General features: G+C 71.2%; 15 protein-coding genes. 9 read left to right on the top strand and 6 right to left on the bottom strand.

What is annotated here, in order from left to right:
- Window positions 1–18 precede the first annotated feature (18 nt).
- Window positions 19–2031 carry a primary-amine oxidase gene (locus tag QNO26_RS03745; RefSeq protein WP_257525938.1) on the top strand — a complete coding sequence of 671 codons (2013 nt, stop codon included), beginning with the start codon at window positions 19–21 and terminating at the stop codon, window positions 2029–2031.
- A 49-nt stretch (window positions 2032–2080) separates the two neighbouring features.
- Here the strand turns inward: QNO26_RS03745 and QNO26_RS03740 are convergent, their stop codons facing one another.
- Window positions 2081–2824, bottom strand: coding sequence for an NUDIX hydrolase (locus tag QNO26_RS03740; protein ID WP_257525939.1), 744 nt, complete (start codon window positions 2822–2824; stop codon window positions 2081–2083).
- 295 nt (window positions 2825–3119) lie between these two features.
- Here QNO26_RS03740 and QNO26_RS03735 point away from each other — a divergent pair, with 295 nt between their 5' ends.
- The 5 genes from QNO26_RS03735 to QNO26_RS03715 all read left to right on the top strand — a co-directional run bounded on the left by QNO26_RS03735 (window position 3120) and on the right by QNO26_RS03715 (window position 8411).
- Window positions 3120–4157, top strand: a complete 1038-nt coding sequence (locus QNO26_RS03735; RefSeq protein WP_257525940.1) for a lactonase family protein — start codon at window positions 3120–3122, stop codon at window positions 4155–4157.
- Window positions 4158–4345: 188 nt separating this feature from the next.
- Window positions 4346–5356 carry an aggregation-promoting factor C-terminal-like domain-containing protein gene (locus tag QNO26_RS03730; RefSeq protein WP_257525941.1) on the top strand — a complete coding sequence of 337 codons (1011 nt, stop codon included), beginning with the start codon at window positions 4346–4348 and terminating at the stop codon, window positions 5354–5356.
- A gap of 188 nt (window positions 5357–5544) precedes the next feature.
- Complete coding sequence (locus QNO26_RS03725) at window positions 5545–6471, top strand: hypothetical protein (protein ID WP_257525942.1); 927 nt, start codon at window positions 5545–5547, stop codon at window positions 6469–6471.
- Window positions 6472–6583: 112 nt separating this feature from the next.
- Window positions 6584–7933 carry an HNH endonuclease signature motif containing protein gene (locus tag QNO26_RS03720; protein WP_257525943.1) on the top strand — a complete coding sequence of 450 codons (1350 nt, stop codon included), beginning with the start codon at window positions 6584–6586 and terminating at the stop codon, window positions 7931–7933.
- Between the two features lie 118 nt (window positions 7934–8051).
- Window positions 8052–8411 (top strand): nuclear transport factor 2 family protein, encoded by a 360-nt coding sequence (locus tag QNO26_RS03715; RefSeq protein ID WP_257525944.1) that lies wholly within the window; start codon window positions 8052–8054, stop codon window positions 8409–8411.
- A 54-nt stretch (window positions 8412–8465) separates the two neighbouring features.
- Here the strand turns inward: QNO26_RS03715 and QNO26_RS03710 are convergent, their stop codons facing one another.
- Both QNO26_RS03710 and QNO26_RS03705 read right to left on the bottom strand, forming a co-directional pair.
- Window positions 8466–10187, bottom strand: coding sequence for an ABC1 kinase family protein (locus tag QNO26_RS03710; RefSeq protein ID WP_257525945.1), 1722 nt, complete (start codon window positions 10185–10187; stop codon window positions 8466–8468).
- A gap of 32 nt (window positions 10188–10219) precedes the next feature.
- Window positions 10220–10852: a PadR family transcriptional regulator gene (locus QNO26_RS03705; RefSeq protein ID WP_257525946.1), complete on the bottom strand. Its 633-nt coding sequence runs from the start codon at window positions 10850–10852 to the stop codon at window positions 10220–10222.
- Between the two features lie 116 nt (window positions 10853–10968).
- Here QNO26_RS03705 and QNO26_RS03700 point away from each other — a divergent pair, with 116 nt between their 5' ends.
- From QNO26_RS03700 to QNO26_RS03690, 3 genes are read left to right on the top strand one after another with little or no spacing between them, the layout of a single operon-like run.
- Complete coding sequence (locus QNO26_RS03700) at window positions 10969–11397, top strand: DUF2834 domain-containing protein (protein ID WP_257525947.1); 429 nt, start codon at window positions 10969–10971, stop codon at window positions 11395–11397.
- A 9-nt stretch (window positions 11398–11406) separates the two neighbouring features.
- Window positions 11407–12018: a putative glycolipid-binding domain-containing protein gene (locus tag QNO26_RS03695; protein ID WP_257525948.1), complete on the top strand. Its 612-nt coding sequence runs from the start codon at window positions 11407–11409 to the stop codon at window positions 12016–12018.
- Between the two features lie 45 nt (window positions 12019–12063).
- Window positions 12064–12546: a tetratricopeptide repeat protein gene (locus tag QNO26_RS03690; protein WP_257525950.1), complete on the top strand. Its 483-nt coding sequence runs from the start codon at window positions 12064–12066 to the stop codon at window positions 12544–12546.
- Window positions 12547–12576: 30 nt separating this feature from the next.
- On the opposite strand, the gene QNO26_RS03685 is transcribed toward QNO26_RS03690, so the two are convergent.
- From QNO26_RS03685 to QNO26_RS03675, 3 genes are all read right to left on the bottom strand, one after another.
- Window positions 12577–13863, bottom strand: coding sequence for a M18 family aminopeptidase (locus QNO26_RS03685; RefSeq protein ID WP_257525951.1), 1287 nt, complete (start codon window positions 13861–13863; stop codon window positions 12577–12579).
- A gap of 94 nt (window positions 13864–13957) precedes the next feature.
- A complete protein-coding gene (locus QNO26_RS03680) occupies window positions 13958–14341 on the bottom strand; it encodes a PPOX class F420-dependent oxidoreductase (protein WP_257525952.1) in 384 nt (127 codons plus the stop codon).
- Window positions 14342–14439: 98 nt separating this feature from the next.
- Window positions 14440–15810, bottom strand: coding sequence for an FAD-binding oxidoreductase (locus QNO26_RS03675; RefSeq protein WP_257525953.1), 1371 nt, complete (start codon window positions 15808–15810; stop codon window positions 14440–14442).
- Window positions 15811–15912 lie beyond the last annotated feature (102 nt).

Below are 15912 nucleotides of genomic sequence, written 5' to 3'. Positions count from 1 at the left end.
TCACCCCTCGGAGCCCCCATGTCCCACCCGCTCGACCGACTCACCTCTTCCGAGATCCAGGCCAACCGCGACATCGTCCTCGGCGCCGGCTTCGACGACGCCACGACCGCGTTCATGCTCGTGAACCTCATCGAGCCGGACAAGGCCGCCGTGCTCGAGGGCAGCGCGCACGACCGTCGTGTCGGGAACGTCGTAATGGATCGCGTCACCGGAGCGGTGCACGAGGTGACGGTCGATCTCGTCGCGCGCGCAGTGGTCGGGCAGCGGGAGGTCGACGTGATCGCGGAGGGTCAGCCGCCGATCGTCGAGGACGAGTTCGAGCGCGTCGAGCACCTGCTGCGCGCGGAGCCTCAGTGGGTCGCGGCGATGGCCCGACGGGGCATCGAGGATGTCTCTCTGGTGCGCATCTCCGCCCTGTCGGCTGGTCGCTTCGGGCTGCCCGACGAGGACGGCCGGCGCATCGTGCGGTGCCTGTCGTTCCTGCAGCTCGACGAGGACGACAACGCCTGGGCCCACCCGATCGACGGGGTGGTGGCGTACGTCGATCTGATCACCGGCGAGATGATGCGGCTGATCGAAGATCGGCACTTCGACGTGCCGCAGGAGCGCCACAACTTCCATCTGCCGGCTGAATTGCCGGCGCCGCGGACGACGCAGAAACCGATCGTGATCACCCAGCCGGAGGGCCCCAGCTTCACTGTCGACGGGGACATCGTGGAGTGGGAGAAGTGGCGTTTCCGCATCGGATTCAACCAGGTGGAAGGGCTGACGCTGCACGAGCTGTCCTTCACCGACGGCGAGCGACTGCGGCCGATCCTCTATCGCGCGTCGATCGCGGAGATGGTCGTGCCCTACGGCGACCCGAGCCCCGTGCGGTTCTGGCAGAACTACTTCGATGCCGGGGAGTATTCGCTGGGCAAGTGCGCGAACTCGCTGGAGCTCGGCTGCGACTGCCTCGGCGAGATCCATTACTTCGACGCGACGATCGCCGCGACCGACGGCATGCCGCGCACGATCCGCAACGCCATCTGCATGCACGAGGAGGACGCCTCCATCCTCTGGAAGCACACCGACGAGTACTACCGTTCGGGCGATGTCCGCCGAAACCGGCGCTTGGTCATCTCGTCCTTCATCACCGTCGGGAACTACGACTACGGGTTCTACTGGCACCTCTACCTCGACGGCCGCATCGAGCTGGAATGCAAGGCGACCGGCGTGGTGTTCGCCTCGGCCTACCCCGGTACCCAGCCGGATGGCAGTGACTACCCGTGGGCGTCCCAGATCGCGCCGGGAATCGGAGCGCCGTATCACCAGCACCTCTTCTCCGCCCGACTCGACATGATGGTCGATGGCGTGAACAACGCCGTCGACGAGCTGGAGGCGCAGCGCGTGCCGGTGGGCGAGGCGAACCCCTACGGCAACGCCTTCACCCTCTCGACCACGCGGCTCCGCACCGAACGGGTGGGCGTGCGGGATGCCGACGGCAAGCGCGGCCGCGTGTGGCACGTGGTGAACCCGGAGGTCACCAACATCGTCGGCAAGCCGGTGGGCTACATTCTGCGGGCCGAGGGGCAGCCGAGCCTCCTCGCCGATCCCTCATCGTCCATCGCCCGGCGCGCGGCCTTCACGACGCACGATCTGTGGGTGACGCGGTACTCCCCCGACGAGCGCTTCCCGTCCGGCGAACTGGTGAACCAGAACGATGGCTTCGGCACGATCGATCGGTGGATCGAGCGGGATGCCGACATCGACGGTCAGGACCTCGTGCTGTGGCACACGTTCGGGCTGACGCACTTCCCGCGAACGGAAGACTGGCCGATCATGCCCGTGGACAGCGCCGGCTTCAGCCTGGTGCCGCACGGCTTCTTCGACCGAAACCCGACACTGGACGTTCCGGCCCCGATGCGCGCGCACGCGGACGTGACCGGAGACAGCGCCGGATGTTGCGCGACCGACGGGGTGCCCTCGCACGGCACAGCGGAACACCGCGCAGCCCAGACGCAAGAGGATGCACCGGCCTGCCGCTGCTGACGCGCCCTCCCTCCGACGACATCGGCTGATCCGCCACGCCGGCCGTCGGTCACCGATCGGGCGGCAGCTCCAGCGGCATCTCGCGGGTGGCATCCCACGGCTCGGTCCAGCCGAGCCGATCGAACAGCACGTCGAGCACCATCGCGGTGAATCCCCACACGAGGTGGGCCCCCGGCCCCTCTCCGACGGAGAAGGCCGGTCCGCGCATCTCGCGTGCGCCGTCGCGAAGCACGGTGACGCCGCGGTTGGCCGGATTCAGCAAGTCGGCCACGGGCGCACGGAAGACCGCCGCGGACTCGCCTTCGTCCACGACGCGCACGCGCGACGGATGCCGCCACCACCCGAGCACCGGAGTGACGAGGTGCCGCGAGAACGCCAGCGGGATTGTTTCGAGGGCCCCGAGCACCTCCACACCGGAGGGGTCGAGACCCGTCTCCTCCTGCGCCTCGCGCAGCGCCGCGGCGATGGGTCCGTCGTCGCCGGGATCCACCCGCCCGCCGGGGAACGCCACCTGTCCGGGGTGCGAGCGCAGGGTCGCCGCCCGCGCGAGAAGCAGCACGTCGAGGTCGCGCGAGACGGCTGTGTCGGCGGCGGGGCGCCCGCTGGGCGTGGCATCCAGCACGCCGAAGAGGATGAGCACCGCCGCGGGACGCGAGCCGGGTGCGACGGGCAGGTCGATCAGCGGTCCGAACGAGGGTGTCACGCCCGGCTCGCTGCGCCGGCGGCGTTCCACGGCGTCGGCCAGCGCGGCCAGCTGCGCCCGCGCGGTCCGAGGGGCATCCGAAGCTGGCATCCGTTCAGGCTACGCCGCCCCGGTCGTCGAGCGAGCGCGCACCCTCCGGTCGTTGAGCGAGCGCAGCGAGACGAAACGCCCCCGCCCCGTGGTCGTTGAGCGAGCGCAGCGAGACGAAACGCCCCGCCCACCGGCCGAACCGCGCTTCGTCTCGGTCGCTGCGCTCCCTCGCTCAACGACCACGTCTCACCGGTCGCTGCGCTCCCTCGCTCAACGACCGGCCCACACGGGGAGCCGAATGAAACGCCAGCGCAACCCCTCCGCGTCGATCCGCGTGGCCTCCTACGATCGAGACATGACCGACTCGCGCCTCGTCCTCGTCGCCAACGCCGGCGACGGCTCCCTCAGCACGTTCCGCCTCGCCGACGGTGAGCTGGAGCGACTGGCCGTCACCGACGGCGTGAAGGGGTGCTCGACCTTCGCCGTCGACACCGAACGCAACCTCGTCTACGCCGGAGTCAAGGGCGATGCCGAGGGTGACGCCGCCGGCATCCTGACTCTGTCCCTCGACCGGGAAAGCGGGCGGCTCACCCCGCAGTCGCGCCGTGATGTGCCGGGGAGCATGAACTACCTCGCCCTCACCCGAGGCGGCACCGGACTGCTGGGCGCTTCCTACAGCGGCGGCCTCGGCATCACCTGCGGGATCGCTGACGGTGTGGTGAGCGCGCCGATCTCGCGCATCGACTTCCCGAACCTGCACTCGGTGCTCCCCAGCACTGACGGGCGCTTCGCCTACTTCGTGTCGCTGGGCGCCGACCTCGTCGCGCAGTACGCCCTCGAGGACGAACTGTCCCTCACCCCGTTGGGCCCCGAGACGGTCGCCGCCCCCGCCGGCAGCGGCCCGCGCCATCTCGTGCTGAACGATGCCGAGGATGCCGTCTACGTCCTCACCGAGTTCTCCGGTGAGGTGCTGCACTACGCCAGGGACACCGAAACAGGGGTGCTGACGCTGCAGGACACCACGACGGCGTACGACACGACGAAGGGTCTCGGCCACAGCGAATTCGGCGCCGACCCCATGGCGAATCACTACATCTGGGGCGCCGACCTGCACTTCTCCGACGGCGGCCGGCGACTGTGGTGCTCGGAGCGCACTGAGAGCACCCTGGGCGCCGTGGCAGTCGCCGCCGACGGCACGGTCTCGGCTCCCGAGCGCTTCACTGTGACCGAGCCGCAGCCGCGCGGATTCGCCGTCAGCCCCGACGGCGCATACCTCGTCGCGGCAGGCGAGCGATCGACCACAGTGTCGCTCTACGCCGTCGAGGATGAGGGATTGCACCTGTTGGAACGCGCAGAAACCGGCGCAGGCGCGAACTGGGTGCGGTTCGCCTAGATCCCAGTGACCCACCGGAAAAACAGCGGTCTGACCACGCCTTTTCCTTCAGTCGCGCCCAGGTAACGGTCAGGTAACGCACCGGAAGCGTCCAGAAACCTCCCCAAGAGTGGGCCACCTGATCCGCCCGAACGGATTCGACGCGCCGGCATTCGGTGCGCCCTCGACTACGGAACCGGTCCTGACTCTTGCTTTCTGACACCACCACGAACCCCACCCGCCGCAGCACGCGTCACACCGAACGCCGTCTGCGCCGCCGCCCGCTGCTGGCCGTCGCGACGCTCGCGGTCGGGATCGTGGCGGCAGCGTGCTCCACCGCGAGCACCCCCGCCGCCTCGCTCGCGTGGGCTGCACAGCCGCCCGTCTTCGAGCTGGCGTCGTCCACGACGCCCCTGCACGCCGAGGCCGCCGCGCAGGTGAAGACGGCCGACGACCCCGCCTCGGAGGCCGACCAGGCGCTCGCCGCGGCGCAGGCCGCTGTCGCCGCGGCCACGGCCGTCGCCGCCGACATCGCCGCGTCGGGCCTCGACATCGGCGCGCCCGACACCACCGTCGACACCGCAGGGCTCTCGACGGCTGTGCAGCAGCTCGAGAGGGCACAGGCACTTCCCTTCGCGGACCTGGATGAGACGACCGACGAGGTCGCCGCCGAGACCGGCACGGTGAACGAGGCGACCGCCGGCCTGCGCGGCCGACTGGATGCCGCCGTCGCCGCCGAAGCCGAGCGCGTTGCTGCCGAGCAGGCCCGACTCGAGGCGGAGGCCGCTGCGGCCGCCGCTGCCGCGGAGGCAGAGGCGGCCGAGGCCGCTGCGCGCCCGAGCAGCTCCGGCGGCTCGTCCGCTCCCGCGAGCCCGAGCCCCGTCTATGCCTCCGGCGGCGCCGTGGGCGGCACAAGCCCGGCCGATGCCCAGGCCACCGCGCACTCGATGCTCGCCGGGTACGGCTGGGGCGACGACCAGTTCGGATGCCTCGTGTCGCTGTGGAACAAGGAATCGGGCTGGAACTACCAGGCGTACAACGCCGGCAGCGGTGCCTTCGGCATTCCGCAGGCGCTCCCCGGCAGCAAGATGGCCAGCGCCGGCGCCGACTGGCAGACCAACCCCGCGACGCAGATCGCGTGGGGCCTGGGATACATCTCCGGGCGCTACGGATCTCCGTGCGGCGCTTGGGGCCACTCGCAGTCCGTCGGCTGGTACTGAGCTTCGACGAAAGGCGCCGGTGCGCGGGTTCAGCCCGCCACCGGCGCCTTCGTCTTGCGTCACCTGCCCGCTCGACGGGGAGCCCAGCGGAAGATCCGGCGGGGCGGCTCCGTGGTGATGCTCCCTGACACCGCTCACCCGCACGTAGGCTGGCGCCGCCGGTCCGCGTCGAGCCCATCGAAGAAGCCATGAATCCCGAGCCCATCACGTCCGGGTCGGTGAAGAGGGTCCCGCAGCGCACCCGTCCGCTCTGGCTCTTTCCGCTCACCGGGGCGACGGCCGCGCTGGTCGGGCTCCTCCCCTGGCTCCTCACCGGAGCGCGGATGCCGACGCAGAACCTGTGGGCGTTCACGCCCGGCGTCCCGCCGATCATCCTGTTGCCGTTCAGTCAATACGCCGTGGGGCTGATCCTCTCCGTGATCGTCGTGGGTGCTGCCCTCGCCGGCATCGGCGGCCGCGCGCTCGGCGCCCGCTCGAGACGGCGGGCAACCGGCTTTCTGCTTGCGGGTGTGGGCCTCGTCCAGCTGGGTGCCGTCGCGCAGACCGCCGCCACGGTGGCCGCAACGCTGCAGGAGCGCACAGAATCGGCGATCTATGTGACGGGGCTGACCCTCGGCAGCGTGCTCACGATCGCCATCGGCCTGGCAGCGACCACACTCATCGCGACCGCGCCGCAGGCCGGCGCGCTGATCGGTCTCGCGGTGGGCTCGGCCGCCGCGGGCGGGTGGCTGTCTGCGATCATCGTGCCCTTCGGCTCCTTTCCCCCGGAGTTCCCCGCTGCCCTGTGGCTTGTGCAGTGGGTGCCCGCCGTGCTGGTGGGCGCGGCGATCACGTGGACGGGAGTGTCGACGGCGGGAAGGGTCATCGCGGCCATCGCCGCCATCGTCATCGTGTGGGTGACCCCGGCCGTCGTCACCGGCCTGACCAATGCAGTCGGCTCACGCGTGCTGGCGGAAAGCCCCGCCGACATGCTCGACTACGGGCTCGGGGTCTTCCGCATGGCGCTGTTCGAGCCGGCACTGGCGATGCGACCGATCCTGACGGCGATCGTCGTGGCGGCGATCGGACTGGGGCTCCGTGCGCTCCTGCGCCGCCCCCGTGAGATTCGCGCCTGACTCCCCCCGAGCGGCCGCACCGCTGGCTGGGCGCCCCGCTCGTCGTTGCACGTTATCCACAGGCACTGCTGTTACTCGAACAAATGTCCTAGGGTTGCGCGACAATGGATGCATGCCGAGAACCAGGTACCTCCCCGCCGACGAAGCCGCTGCGCGTGCTGTCGACCGGCTCGGCGAGGTGCTTCCCGACCTCGTCGGGGTGCGGCAGCAGATGGCACGCCTGCAGGCGCACGAGGCCCGGCTGCTCGCCGCGAGCGGTGCCATCGTCGACGACTGGGTGATGGATGCCGGCTTGCAGCACCGCTCCGAAGCCGAGATGCCGCACCGCATCGCGGCATCCGAGATCGCCGCCGCCTGGCGGGTCAGCGACCGCACCGTGCAGCGCCAGATGGCTGATGCCGCCACCCTCGTCAACGACTACCCGGCCACCCTCGCGTCGCTCGAGGCGGGCCGCATCTCCAGCGCCCACGTGCGGGTCATCGTCGGCAACGGCGCGATCATCGCGCGTCCTGAACTGCGTGCCAAGTACGAAGCCGCCATCCTGCCCTACGCCGAATCCGAAGCGGCCACGCGGGTGGCGCCGATCGCGCGGCTGCGCGCCCAGTGGTTCGCCGAGACCACCTTCGACGAGCGCCACCGGCAGGCACGGCTGCGGCGCAGCGTCTCCCTCACCGACCTCGACGACGGCATGGCCGAACTCGTCGCCATCCTCCCCGCCGCACTCGCCCACGGCGCGTACGACCGTATCTCGCAGATCGCCCGCATCGCCCAGACCGCACGCAGCGCCTCGGACGATGACGACGCGCTCCTCCCGGTCGACGACGTCCCGTCGGATGCCACCCCCGACACCCGCACCCTGAATGAGCTGCGGGCCGACGCCTTGAGCGATCTGCTGCTCACCGGCATGCCCTCCTCGGTATCGATCCCGGGCGGACGTGAGGCGATCCGCGCGAACATCCAGGTCACGGTGCCGGTACTCACGCTCATCGGCGATCATGTCGCCGACCCATTCGAGCCGACCACCCTCGTCGGGCACGGGCCGATCGACGCTGTGACAGCGCGCACCCTGGCGGCCGGGGCACCCGGATGGGACCGCATCCTCACCCACCCGGTCTCGGGCGCCGTTCTCGCCGTCGACCGCTACCGTCCCTCCGAAGAGATGCGCCGGCATCTGCGCACGCGCGATCAGCACTGCCGGTTCCCCGCCTGCCGGATACCGGCGCGTCTGTGCGACATCGATCACACCATCGATCACGCGCACGGCGGACCGACCGCGATCGCGAATCTCGCCCACTTCTGCAGACGACATCACAGCGGCAAGCACCACTCTCCCTGGCGCGTCCAGCAAGACGCCGGTGGCGTGCTGAGGTGGACCTCCCCGACCGGTCGGGTGTACATCGACCGCCCGGTCAGCGAGGTCGCCTTCGCCACCGAACCCGAGTTCGATCCGGCGCCTTTCTGAGGCGAACCGCCCGACCGAACCGCCCGACCGAACCGCCCGACCGAACCGCCCGACCGAACCGCCCGACCGCCTGTCAATCCCACTGCGCAGTGTCCGCACCCCGGAGTAGACCATCGCCATGAGCAGAACACGCACCTGGCTGGACGGCTACATCACCGCCTGGCAGACCGAGAACCCCGACGACGTCCGCGCCATCTTCGCCGACGATGCCGAATACTGGTTCCGGCCCGACGACCCCGATCCCGCGCGGGGGATCGACGCGATCCTCGCTGCATGGCCGGAATCCGAGGGCGCCGACCCGCAGCACGATCTCGACGTACTGATCGAGAACGATGATCTCGGCATCATCCGCGGCACGATCGACTACCCGGGCGACACCAACTGGGTGAACCTCTGGGAGGTGCACTTCGCTCCCGATGGTCGCGCGAAGAAGTTCGTCGAGTGGTGCCGGGAGCGTGCCGAGCCGGGTACCACCTGAGCCGGCCGCTCCACCGTTCCCCGCGGCTCCGCCGTTCCACCGCCCCGCGGCGCCTCAGGCGGGACCGCGCGGGCCCACCATCCCTGCGAACAGGGCGTGCAGCAGGGGCGGCACCGAGGCGACCATGAGCACAGTGCCGAACGCCTCCTCGGCGGGACGCAGCAGCACCCCTCCCACCAGCAGACCGCCGAAGAGGATGGCCGACACGACCCGCCGCGCCGCCCGCTCGAGCCGCGCCAGCCGCCGGTCGAGCCGCGGCGTCTCGACGGCGATCGCGCCCTCGTCGATCCGCTCGATGACGTCGTTGATCCGCCGCGGCAGCCCTGCCGCGATCGACGCCGTCGACGCCGCCTGCGTGACAGCGTCCTGCAGCACATTGCCCCGCTCGTCGCGCAGCAGCTGGCCGGCGTACGGCTCGACCGCGTCCCACAGGTTGAAGTCCGCCTGCAGCGAGCTGCATACGCCGGACACCAGCGACATCGACCGGATGATCAGCAAGAAGTTCTCGGGCAACTGGAACGGCATCGCCCGCACCACGTCACCGAACTCCACCGCGAAGTCCCGGAACTCCTGGGGATCGACCTGCTGCAGCTCAGCGAAGCCCATCCCGCCGAAGCGCGCGAACAGCTGCGTCATCGCCCGCTCCAGCTCACGGGTGTCGGCCGAGGGCAGCAGCACCCCCACATCCCGGATGCCGTCGACGAGGCCTTTCCCATCGCGTGCGGCAACAGCGATCACGAGCCTGCGCAACCCTCGGCGCAGCGTCGGGGTGACCTCGCCCATCATCCCGAAGTCGATGAACGTCAGCACCCAGGGGGGCGATCCCCCGGCATCCGCACCGCGCCCGCCGTCGGGCGTCGCGAGCGGGGTGACGAAGATGTTCCCGGGGTGCGGGTCGGCATGGAAGAACCCGTCGCCGAACAGCTGCCCGAACATGACGGATGCGAACGTGTGCGCGACCTCGGCCGGGTCGATGCCCGCCGCCCGCAGCGCGTCGACGTCGGTGACCTTGATCGCCGTGACATCCGACAGGGTCAGCACCCGCCGCGTGGTGCGCTCCCACACCACCTCGGGCACGCTCACCCGCCGGTCGTCGGCGGCGTTCTCGGCGAACCGCTCCGCGTTGCCCGCTTCGAGCAGGTAGTCGATCTCGGCCCTGCTCGTCGCGGCGAACTCCTCCACGAGGGCCGGCATGTCCACCCGACGGGCGACCACCTGCACGCGGCTGAGCCACCGCCCCACTCGGCGCAGCGCAGCAAGGTCGACGTCGACGATCTCCTGGATGCCGGGACGCTGCACCTTCACGATCACATCGGCGAACCCGGTGAGTTCCTCGTCGAGCGCCGCGAGGCGGGCTCGGTGGGCCTGGCCGAGGGATGCCGCAGCCACCGGCACCTCGTCGAACGCGGCGTAGGCGACGTCGAGCGCGATGCCCAGCTCGGCCTCGGCAGCCGCGCGGATCGCGGGGAACGGCACAGGCGGCACCTCGTCCTGCAGCCCTTCGAGTTCCTTCGTGATCTCGGGCGGCAGCACGTCGAGCCGCGACGACATGAACTGCCCGACCTTGATCATGAGCCCGCCGAGATCGACGGCCAGCACGTGGAAGCGCTGCGCGATGCGCGTCATCCGCGCCGCACGGCCCCGGGCGACGAAGCGCCCGAGGCCGAAGCGCGGAAGGAACAACTCGTACCACCACGACTGCACGAGGTAACGCGCAGCGAAGCGCAGGATGCGGCGGGAACGAGCGCGCGTGTCCCCCACGCCGGGAACGGACATCTGCCGCCCCCGGCGCTCCTCCGTCACGCTGCTCAGTCCTGGGCGAGAAGCGCGTAGAGCCGGCGGCGCGCGTCGTTGAGGATCTCGACCGCCTCGTGCACCTGCTCGGGCGAGCCCGACCGGCCCACCTGCGCGGCGGCCTGAGCGAGCTCCATGCCCGCCTTGGGCAGCGCGGTCATGCGCGCGTTCTCCTTCGAGGCGCCCTCCCACGGCGCCGACTTGCCCGCGACGGCGTCCGCCTCGATGCGGCCTGCCTCGGTGAGCGCGTAGGTCTTGCGACCGTTGGCCTCTTCCGCGGTGATCAGGCCTTCATCGGCCAGCAGCTGCAGCGTCGGGTAGACGCTGCCGGCGCTGGGCTTCCACGATCCGCCGCTGCGATCCTCGATCTCCTGGATGATCTGGTAGCCGTGCATCGGCCGCTCGGCCAGCAGGCTGAGCACCGCCACGCGCACGTCGCCGCGCCCCATCCGGCTCGTGCCGCTCGGGCGCGGTTCGAAGGCGCGACGCAGCTGGTCCACGGCATCCCACATGCCCTGTCCGATATCGCCGATGCCGAACCCGTGCGAGCCACCGCCCCCGCTGCCGCCGAAGCCGCCGCCCGCGCCGAAACCGCCGCCGCGCCCCCCGGAACCGGAGCCGAAACCGCTGTCGAATGAACCGTTCATTGTGGTCCCCCTCGTCTGATCGGCGTGTCTCACCGATACTCGACGATATATCGCTGACGTCGAGGTCAACAGGGGTGCGACGGCGCTCCCACGGCATTCCCAGGCGACAATGCCTCATGACGCCTTCACAGAAGCCGCACTGGACGCCCCTGTCGCTCGTATACCTGGCCCTCGCCCTCATCGGGCTCGTCGTCACCTTCGCGCTCAACGCGTCGACCGTCGTGATGGGGCGCGACTTCCTCGGCGACATCTTCGACGGTGGTCCGGCCGTCGGCTCCCTCGGCGTCGACCTGCTCGTCGTCGCGATCGCCGGGTGCGTGCTGATCGTGACCGAAGCCCGTCGGCTGGGCATGCGGCGGGCGTGGCTGTACATCGTGCTGTCGGCGGTGACGGCGTTCGCGTTCACCTTCCCGCTGTTCCTGGCGATGCGGGAGCGCCGGCTGCACGCGGCGGATGCCCACGGGCACCGGCGCCGCCGGTGCACCGCGCTGACCGAGACGGCGCTCAGGCACAAGGGCATTGCCCCGCCCGATGCCCGGGAGTAGACCGGAAGGATGGACAGCGAGCGATATCAGTGGCGCGGGGAGGACGATCCCTCCCGTGTCGACACCGCGTATGTGCGGTTCCGCAATAGCGGACTGCGGGCCCACGGATCCTCAGTGACGCAGCAGTACACCCTGTCGTGGACGCTCGATGTCGGCGACGGGTGGGTCACCAACCACCTGCGCGTGCGTTCCCTCGGCAAGGGCTGGTCCCGCTCGCTCGACCTGCGCCGCGGCGGCGATGCCGCCTGGCGGGCGACCGTCACGCAGACCGGCGCGATCCAGCGCTGGGCCGACCCCGGTCTCGATGACGACACCGACCTCAGCGACGCCCTCGACTGCGATCTGGGCCTGTGCCCCGTGACGAACGTCATGCCGATCCGCCGGCTCGACCTGCACCGCCGCGACCGGGATGAGGAGCAGCTGACGGCGGCCTGGGTCGACGTGCCGTCACTGCAGGTGCGCCGCGAACGCCAGCACTACGGCTCCCACGATCGCACCGGCAAGCGCACCGTCACCTATGCCAACGAGGACCGCAGCTTCTCGGCCGACCTGTCCGTCGACCACGACGGCATGGTCGTGGACTACCCGGGTCTGGCCTGGCGGTTCTACGCCGACGCCTGACCTGCGCATTCCGAACACGGCGCTCGCCCGACATACGCTGGCCGGATGACCGCACATCAGTGGGAGCAGCAGGTCGCCGCCCTCTGGGCCGACGACACCATCGACGACCGGGAGCGTATCGACCTCATGCGCTCACTGGCGGCCGCGGCGCCGCATCCGGCGCTCGGCGCCTTCGAGCTCGGCGGCGCCATGGATTCCGCCGGTGACGAAGCGGATGCCGACACGCAGTACTCCGCGGCCACGGCGGCGGGCCTCTGCGACATAGACCCGGCGCGCGCTGCCCGCCTCGCGGTGCAGCACGCCTCGACGCTGCGCAACCTCGGCCGGGTCGACGAGGCCATCGCCCTGCTGCGCGCCGCGCCGTCGCATCCGTCGGTGGGGGCCGCGCCGGCGGTGTTCCTCGCCCTGGCCCTGCACAGCGCGGGGCGGCACGATGAGGCGCTGCGCGTGGCGATCGAAGCGGTCGAACCGACGCTCCCGATCTACAACCGCTCGGTGCGCGGCTACGCCGCGGCGCTCACCGACTGACGGTCGCCCCGCGCGCCGTCGCGAAACGACTCAGCCGCGGAAGAAGACCTCGGCGACGCGCTGCAGGTCCCACAGATCGCTGACGCCGGCGAGCTCGCGTGCGGAGTGCATCGACAGGATCGGGATGCCGACGTCCACCGTGCGCATGCCGAGCCGCGTCGCCGTGATGGGGCCGATCGTCGACCCGCACGGCACCGCATTGTTGGAGACGAACTCCTGCGACGCGACCCCGGCATCGGCGCACCAGCCGTTCCAGGCCGCCGCGCCCACGGCATCCGTCGCGTACCGCTGGTTCGCGTTGATCTTGAGGATGGGGCCCTGTCCCAACGTGGGACGCACCACCGGGTCGTGCTTCTGCGGGTAGTTCGGGTGCACGGCGTGGCCGACGTCGCTCGAGACGCACCAGCTGGCGGCCATCGCACGCAGCTGCGCGTCACGATCGGCGCCGAGCCCGAGCCATACCCGCTCCAGCACGTCGGAGAGGAAGGGTCCTGCCGCACCCGAACGCGTGCCCGACCCGACCTCCTCGTGGTCGAACACCGCGAGCATCGCGATGTGGTCGGCGTCGAACCCGTCGGCCGCGCGCTCCAGCGCGACGACCCCGGCGTGCACGGATGCGAGGTCGTCGAGCCGCCCGGAGGCGAAGAACACGTCGTCGCGCCCGAAGACCTCGCCCCGGGCGGCGTCGGCGGTGACGATGTCGTAGCCGCGGATGCGAGCGGCATCCACCCCTGCCGCGCGCGCGAGCTCACCCAGCAGGTCCGCCGAGTCCGCCTCGCCGAGGCCCCACACCGGCTGGGTCTGGGTCTGCTTGTCCAGCGCCAGGTGGTCGTTCGCCTCACGGTCGAGGTGGATCGCCAGCTGCGGCAGCCGCAGCAGGGGGCCGGTCGCCGTCAGCACCGACGACCCGTCGTCGAGCACGAGCCGTCCCGCCAGGCGCAGCTCGCGGTCGAGCCACGAGTTCAGCAGCGGGCCGCCGTAGACCTCCACGCCCGCCTGCAGCCAGCCCAGCGACCCCGTGGTCGGCTGCGGCTTGAGCTTGAACGCCGGCGAATCGCTGTGCGCCCCGAACACCCGCACGGGGGTCGCGCCGGTCGCTCCGGCCGGGACGACCCACGCGATCACCGCGCCGTCACGCACGACCAGAAAGCGCCCGCCCGCGACCGCCGGCCAGGCCGCGGTTTCATCGAGCCGGGTGAAACCGGCATCGACGAGCCGTTCCGCCACTTCTGTCGCGGCGTGGAAGCTCGACGGGGACGCCGCGACGAAAGCGGCGAGATCGTCGGCGTGGGCGAGTGCGTCAGCGGCTGCAGGCACGGCGGGACTCCTCAGATGGCGGGCGGTGATTCGATGTTAGTTCGCGGGGGTGACGGCCGACATCGCCGTCCGAGCATCCCTGCCGGTGGAGCCGTCAGCGAATGACGAGCGCGACCGAATCGCTCTGACCGCGACGCAGCTTCTGGCCGGCGCGGATCATCTTGTACTTGATGCCGTACTTGGCGTTCAGAGCCTTGTCCAGGCGCGCCATCGTCGCATCGTCGTCGTGCACGGTGGCGGTGGCCTCGACCGCGACTGCCCCGTCGACGACGTTGCCGCGCACGTCGCACGGGGTCAGCGTCACCCGTTCGGTGTGACGCAGCCGCTTGACCTTGCCCGAAGCGCCGCCCGTCGTCACGAGCAGCTCGTCGCCGTCGGGTGCCGCCCACACCGGCGTCGAGACGGCGACACCGGTCTTGCGGAAGGTGGTGAGCAGCACGTACTCGGAATCGGCGATCTCGCTCAGCGCAGGGGACATGGGTCCATTGTCCCCCGACGCCGGACGGAGGCGGGGCCGCCCTCCGGCCCGCACCTCCGCCCGTCCCCCAGCCCGTCCCCACGAGACCCGCGCTGCGATCAGATCGGATGCGCCCCCCGAAGCATTCCGTTCGGGTCGATCGCCCGCTTGAGTTCCCGCAGTCGGACGAGTCCATCACCGAAGGCCGGTGCCCGGTCACTGTCCGGCTCATCGACGAAGGTGAGCGCCACCCCCGTCGACCGCCACGGCGCGAGCTGCGCCAGGCCGGCGCGCACCGCCGCCTCCGCACCCGGCACCGCGTCGGCAACCGGGGCCACAGCGACGGCGTGGGCGACGTACTCCCCCGTCACCGCCGAGACCGCCCCGCCGCCCTCCACCGGCCGCGCCGCAGCTCCCCCCAGATGGCGCAGCTCGGTGATGAACATCCCCGGCATCCCGCTCGCTGCCACGAACGCGTCGGCGGCCTCCGGCGGGAGCGCCGCCAGCATCGACGCGGCCGACACCGACGGTGTCGGATCGGGCGGGTCCATGTGCACCCCGACGAGCGCCGGCGCGGGGATGCGGGCGAACGTGTCGACTTCCGGCGACAGCGCACGCAGCGGCTCGAGCAGCGCGGATGCCACGGCATCCGTCTCGAGGATCGCCCCGTCGACCACGACCACCGAGCGGCCGCTCAGGAAAGGCGGCAGTCCCGGCAGCGGCGGCAGGTGCAGCACCCGCAGCGCCGTCGTCGCCGACTCCGGCGCCGTGGCCGTCCACCGCGCCCACGCATGGGTGACCTCGGCGGCGTGGACGGCATCCCACAGCAGCATCCCGGCGAACACGTCGGCATAGGGCAGCAGCTCCAGACGCACCGAGACGACGACGCCGATCGCCCCGGCACCGCCGCGCAACGCCCAGAACAACTCGGGGTTCTCGTCGGCCGCGGCCCGCACGAGCGCCCCGTCCGCGGTGACCACCTGGGCCTCCGTCACACTCCCGACGGCCAGGCCGTGGGCGCGGGCGTAGAAGGACACCCCGCCGCTGAGCGCGTAGCCGACCACCGAGACGTCGCCCGCGCTGCCGTGAAGCGCCGTCAGCCCGTGCGGGGCGACGGCGGCCAGCACGTCGTTCCAGGTCGAGCCGCCGAGTACGCGTGCCGACCGGGCCTCGGGGTCGACGCTCACGCCGCGCAGCCGGGAGAGGTCGACGATGACGGTGTCCGACAGGTCCGCCCCCCGCAGAGCGGCGGCGGCGTGCCCGGTGGACTGCGGCATCAGGCGCAACCCTGCCGACCCGGCGGCGCGCACGACGGCCACGACGTCCTCGGCGCTCTCCGGACGCGCGACGGCGAGTGGATGCCGGTCGACGGAACGGTTCCACGAGAGCCGAGCAGTGTCGTACTCGACATCGTCGGCGAGCACGACACGCTCGGCCAGCGCGCTGCGCAGGGCAGCGGGTCCGTCGAGGAGCGGGGCGGGAAGAGTCATCTCGGGTGCATCCGGATCGATCAGGAGGGCGACGACGCGCCCGGTGCGAACCAGGCCACCCTCGCAGAGCCCACCCGCGCTGTCACTCCCAGAAGGGTGGGG

It is taken from the genome of Microbacterium sp. zg-Y1090, from assembly GCF_030246945.1.
GTDB lineage: Bacteria > Actinomycetota > Actinomycetes > Actinomycetales > Microbacteriaceae > Microbacterium > Microbacterium wangruii.
The sequence above is the reverse complement of the archived record's forward strand: the minus strand, read 5'-3'. Positions and strand labels throughout refer to the sequence as shown.

Bases quoted from the DNA above. Each gene is read 5' to 3' on its own strand.
- QNO26_RS03745 (WP_257525938.1), top strand. From the start codon at position 19: ATGTCCCACCCGCTCGACCGACTCACCTCTTCCGAGATCCAGGCCAAC.
- QNO26_RS03740 (WP_257525939.1), bottom strand. From the start codon at position 2,824: ATGCCAGCTTCGGATGCCCCTCGGACCGCGCGGGCGCAGCTGGCCGCG.
- QNO26_RS03735 (WP_257525940.1), top strand. From the start codon at position 3,120: ATGACCGACTCGCGCCTCGTCCTCGTCGCCAACGCCGGCGACGGCTCC.
- QNO26_RS03725 (WP_257525942.1), top strand. From the start codon at position 5,545: ATGAATCCCGAGCCCATCACGTCCGGGTCGGTGAAGAGGGTCCCGCAG.
- QNO26_RS03720 (WP_257525943.1), top strand. From the start codon at position 6,584: ATGCCGAGAACCAGGTACCTCCCCGCCGACGAAGCCGCTGCGCGTGCT.
- QNO26_RS03715 (WP_257525944.1), top strand. From the start codon at position 8,052: ATGAGCAGAACACGCACCTGGCTGGACGGCTACATCACCGCCTGGCAG.
- QNO26_RS03710 (WP_257525945.1), bottom strand. From the start codon at position 10,187: ATGTCCGTTCCCGGCGTGGGGGACACGCGCGCTCGTTCCCGCCGCATC.
- QNO26_RS03705 (WP_257525946.1), bottom strand. From the start codon at position 10,852: ATGAACGGTTCATTCGACAGCGGTTTCGGCTCCGGTTCCGGGGGGCGC.
- QNO26_RS03700 (WP_257525947.1), top strand. From the start codon at position 10,969: ATGACGCCTTCACAGAAGCCGCACTGGACGCCCCTGTCGCTCGTATAC.
- QNO26_RS03695 (WP_257525948.1), top strand. From the start codon at position 11,407: ATGGACAGCGAGCGATATCAGTGGCGCGGGGAGGACGATCCCTCCCGT.
- QNO26_RS03690 (WP_257525950.1), top strand. From the start codon at position 12,064: ATGACCGCACATCAGTGGGAGCAGCAGGTCGCCGCCCTCTGGGCCGAC.
- QNO26_RS03680 (WP_257525952.1), bottom strand. From the start codon at position 14,341: ATGTCCCCTGCGCTGAGCGAGATCGCCGATTCCGAGTACGTGCTGCTC.
- QNO26_RS03675 (WP_257525953.1), bottom strand. From the start codon at position 15,810: ATGACTCTTCCCGCCCCGCTCCTCGACGGACCCGCTGCCCTGCGCAGC.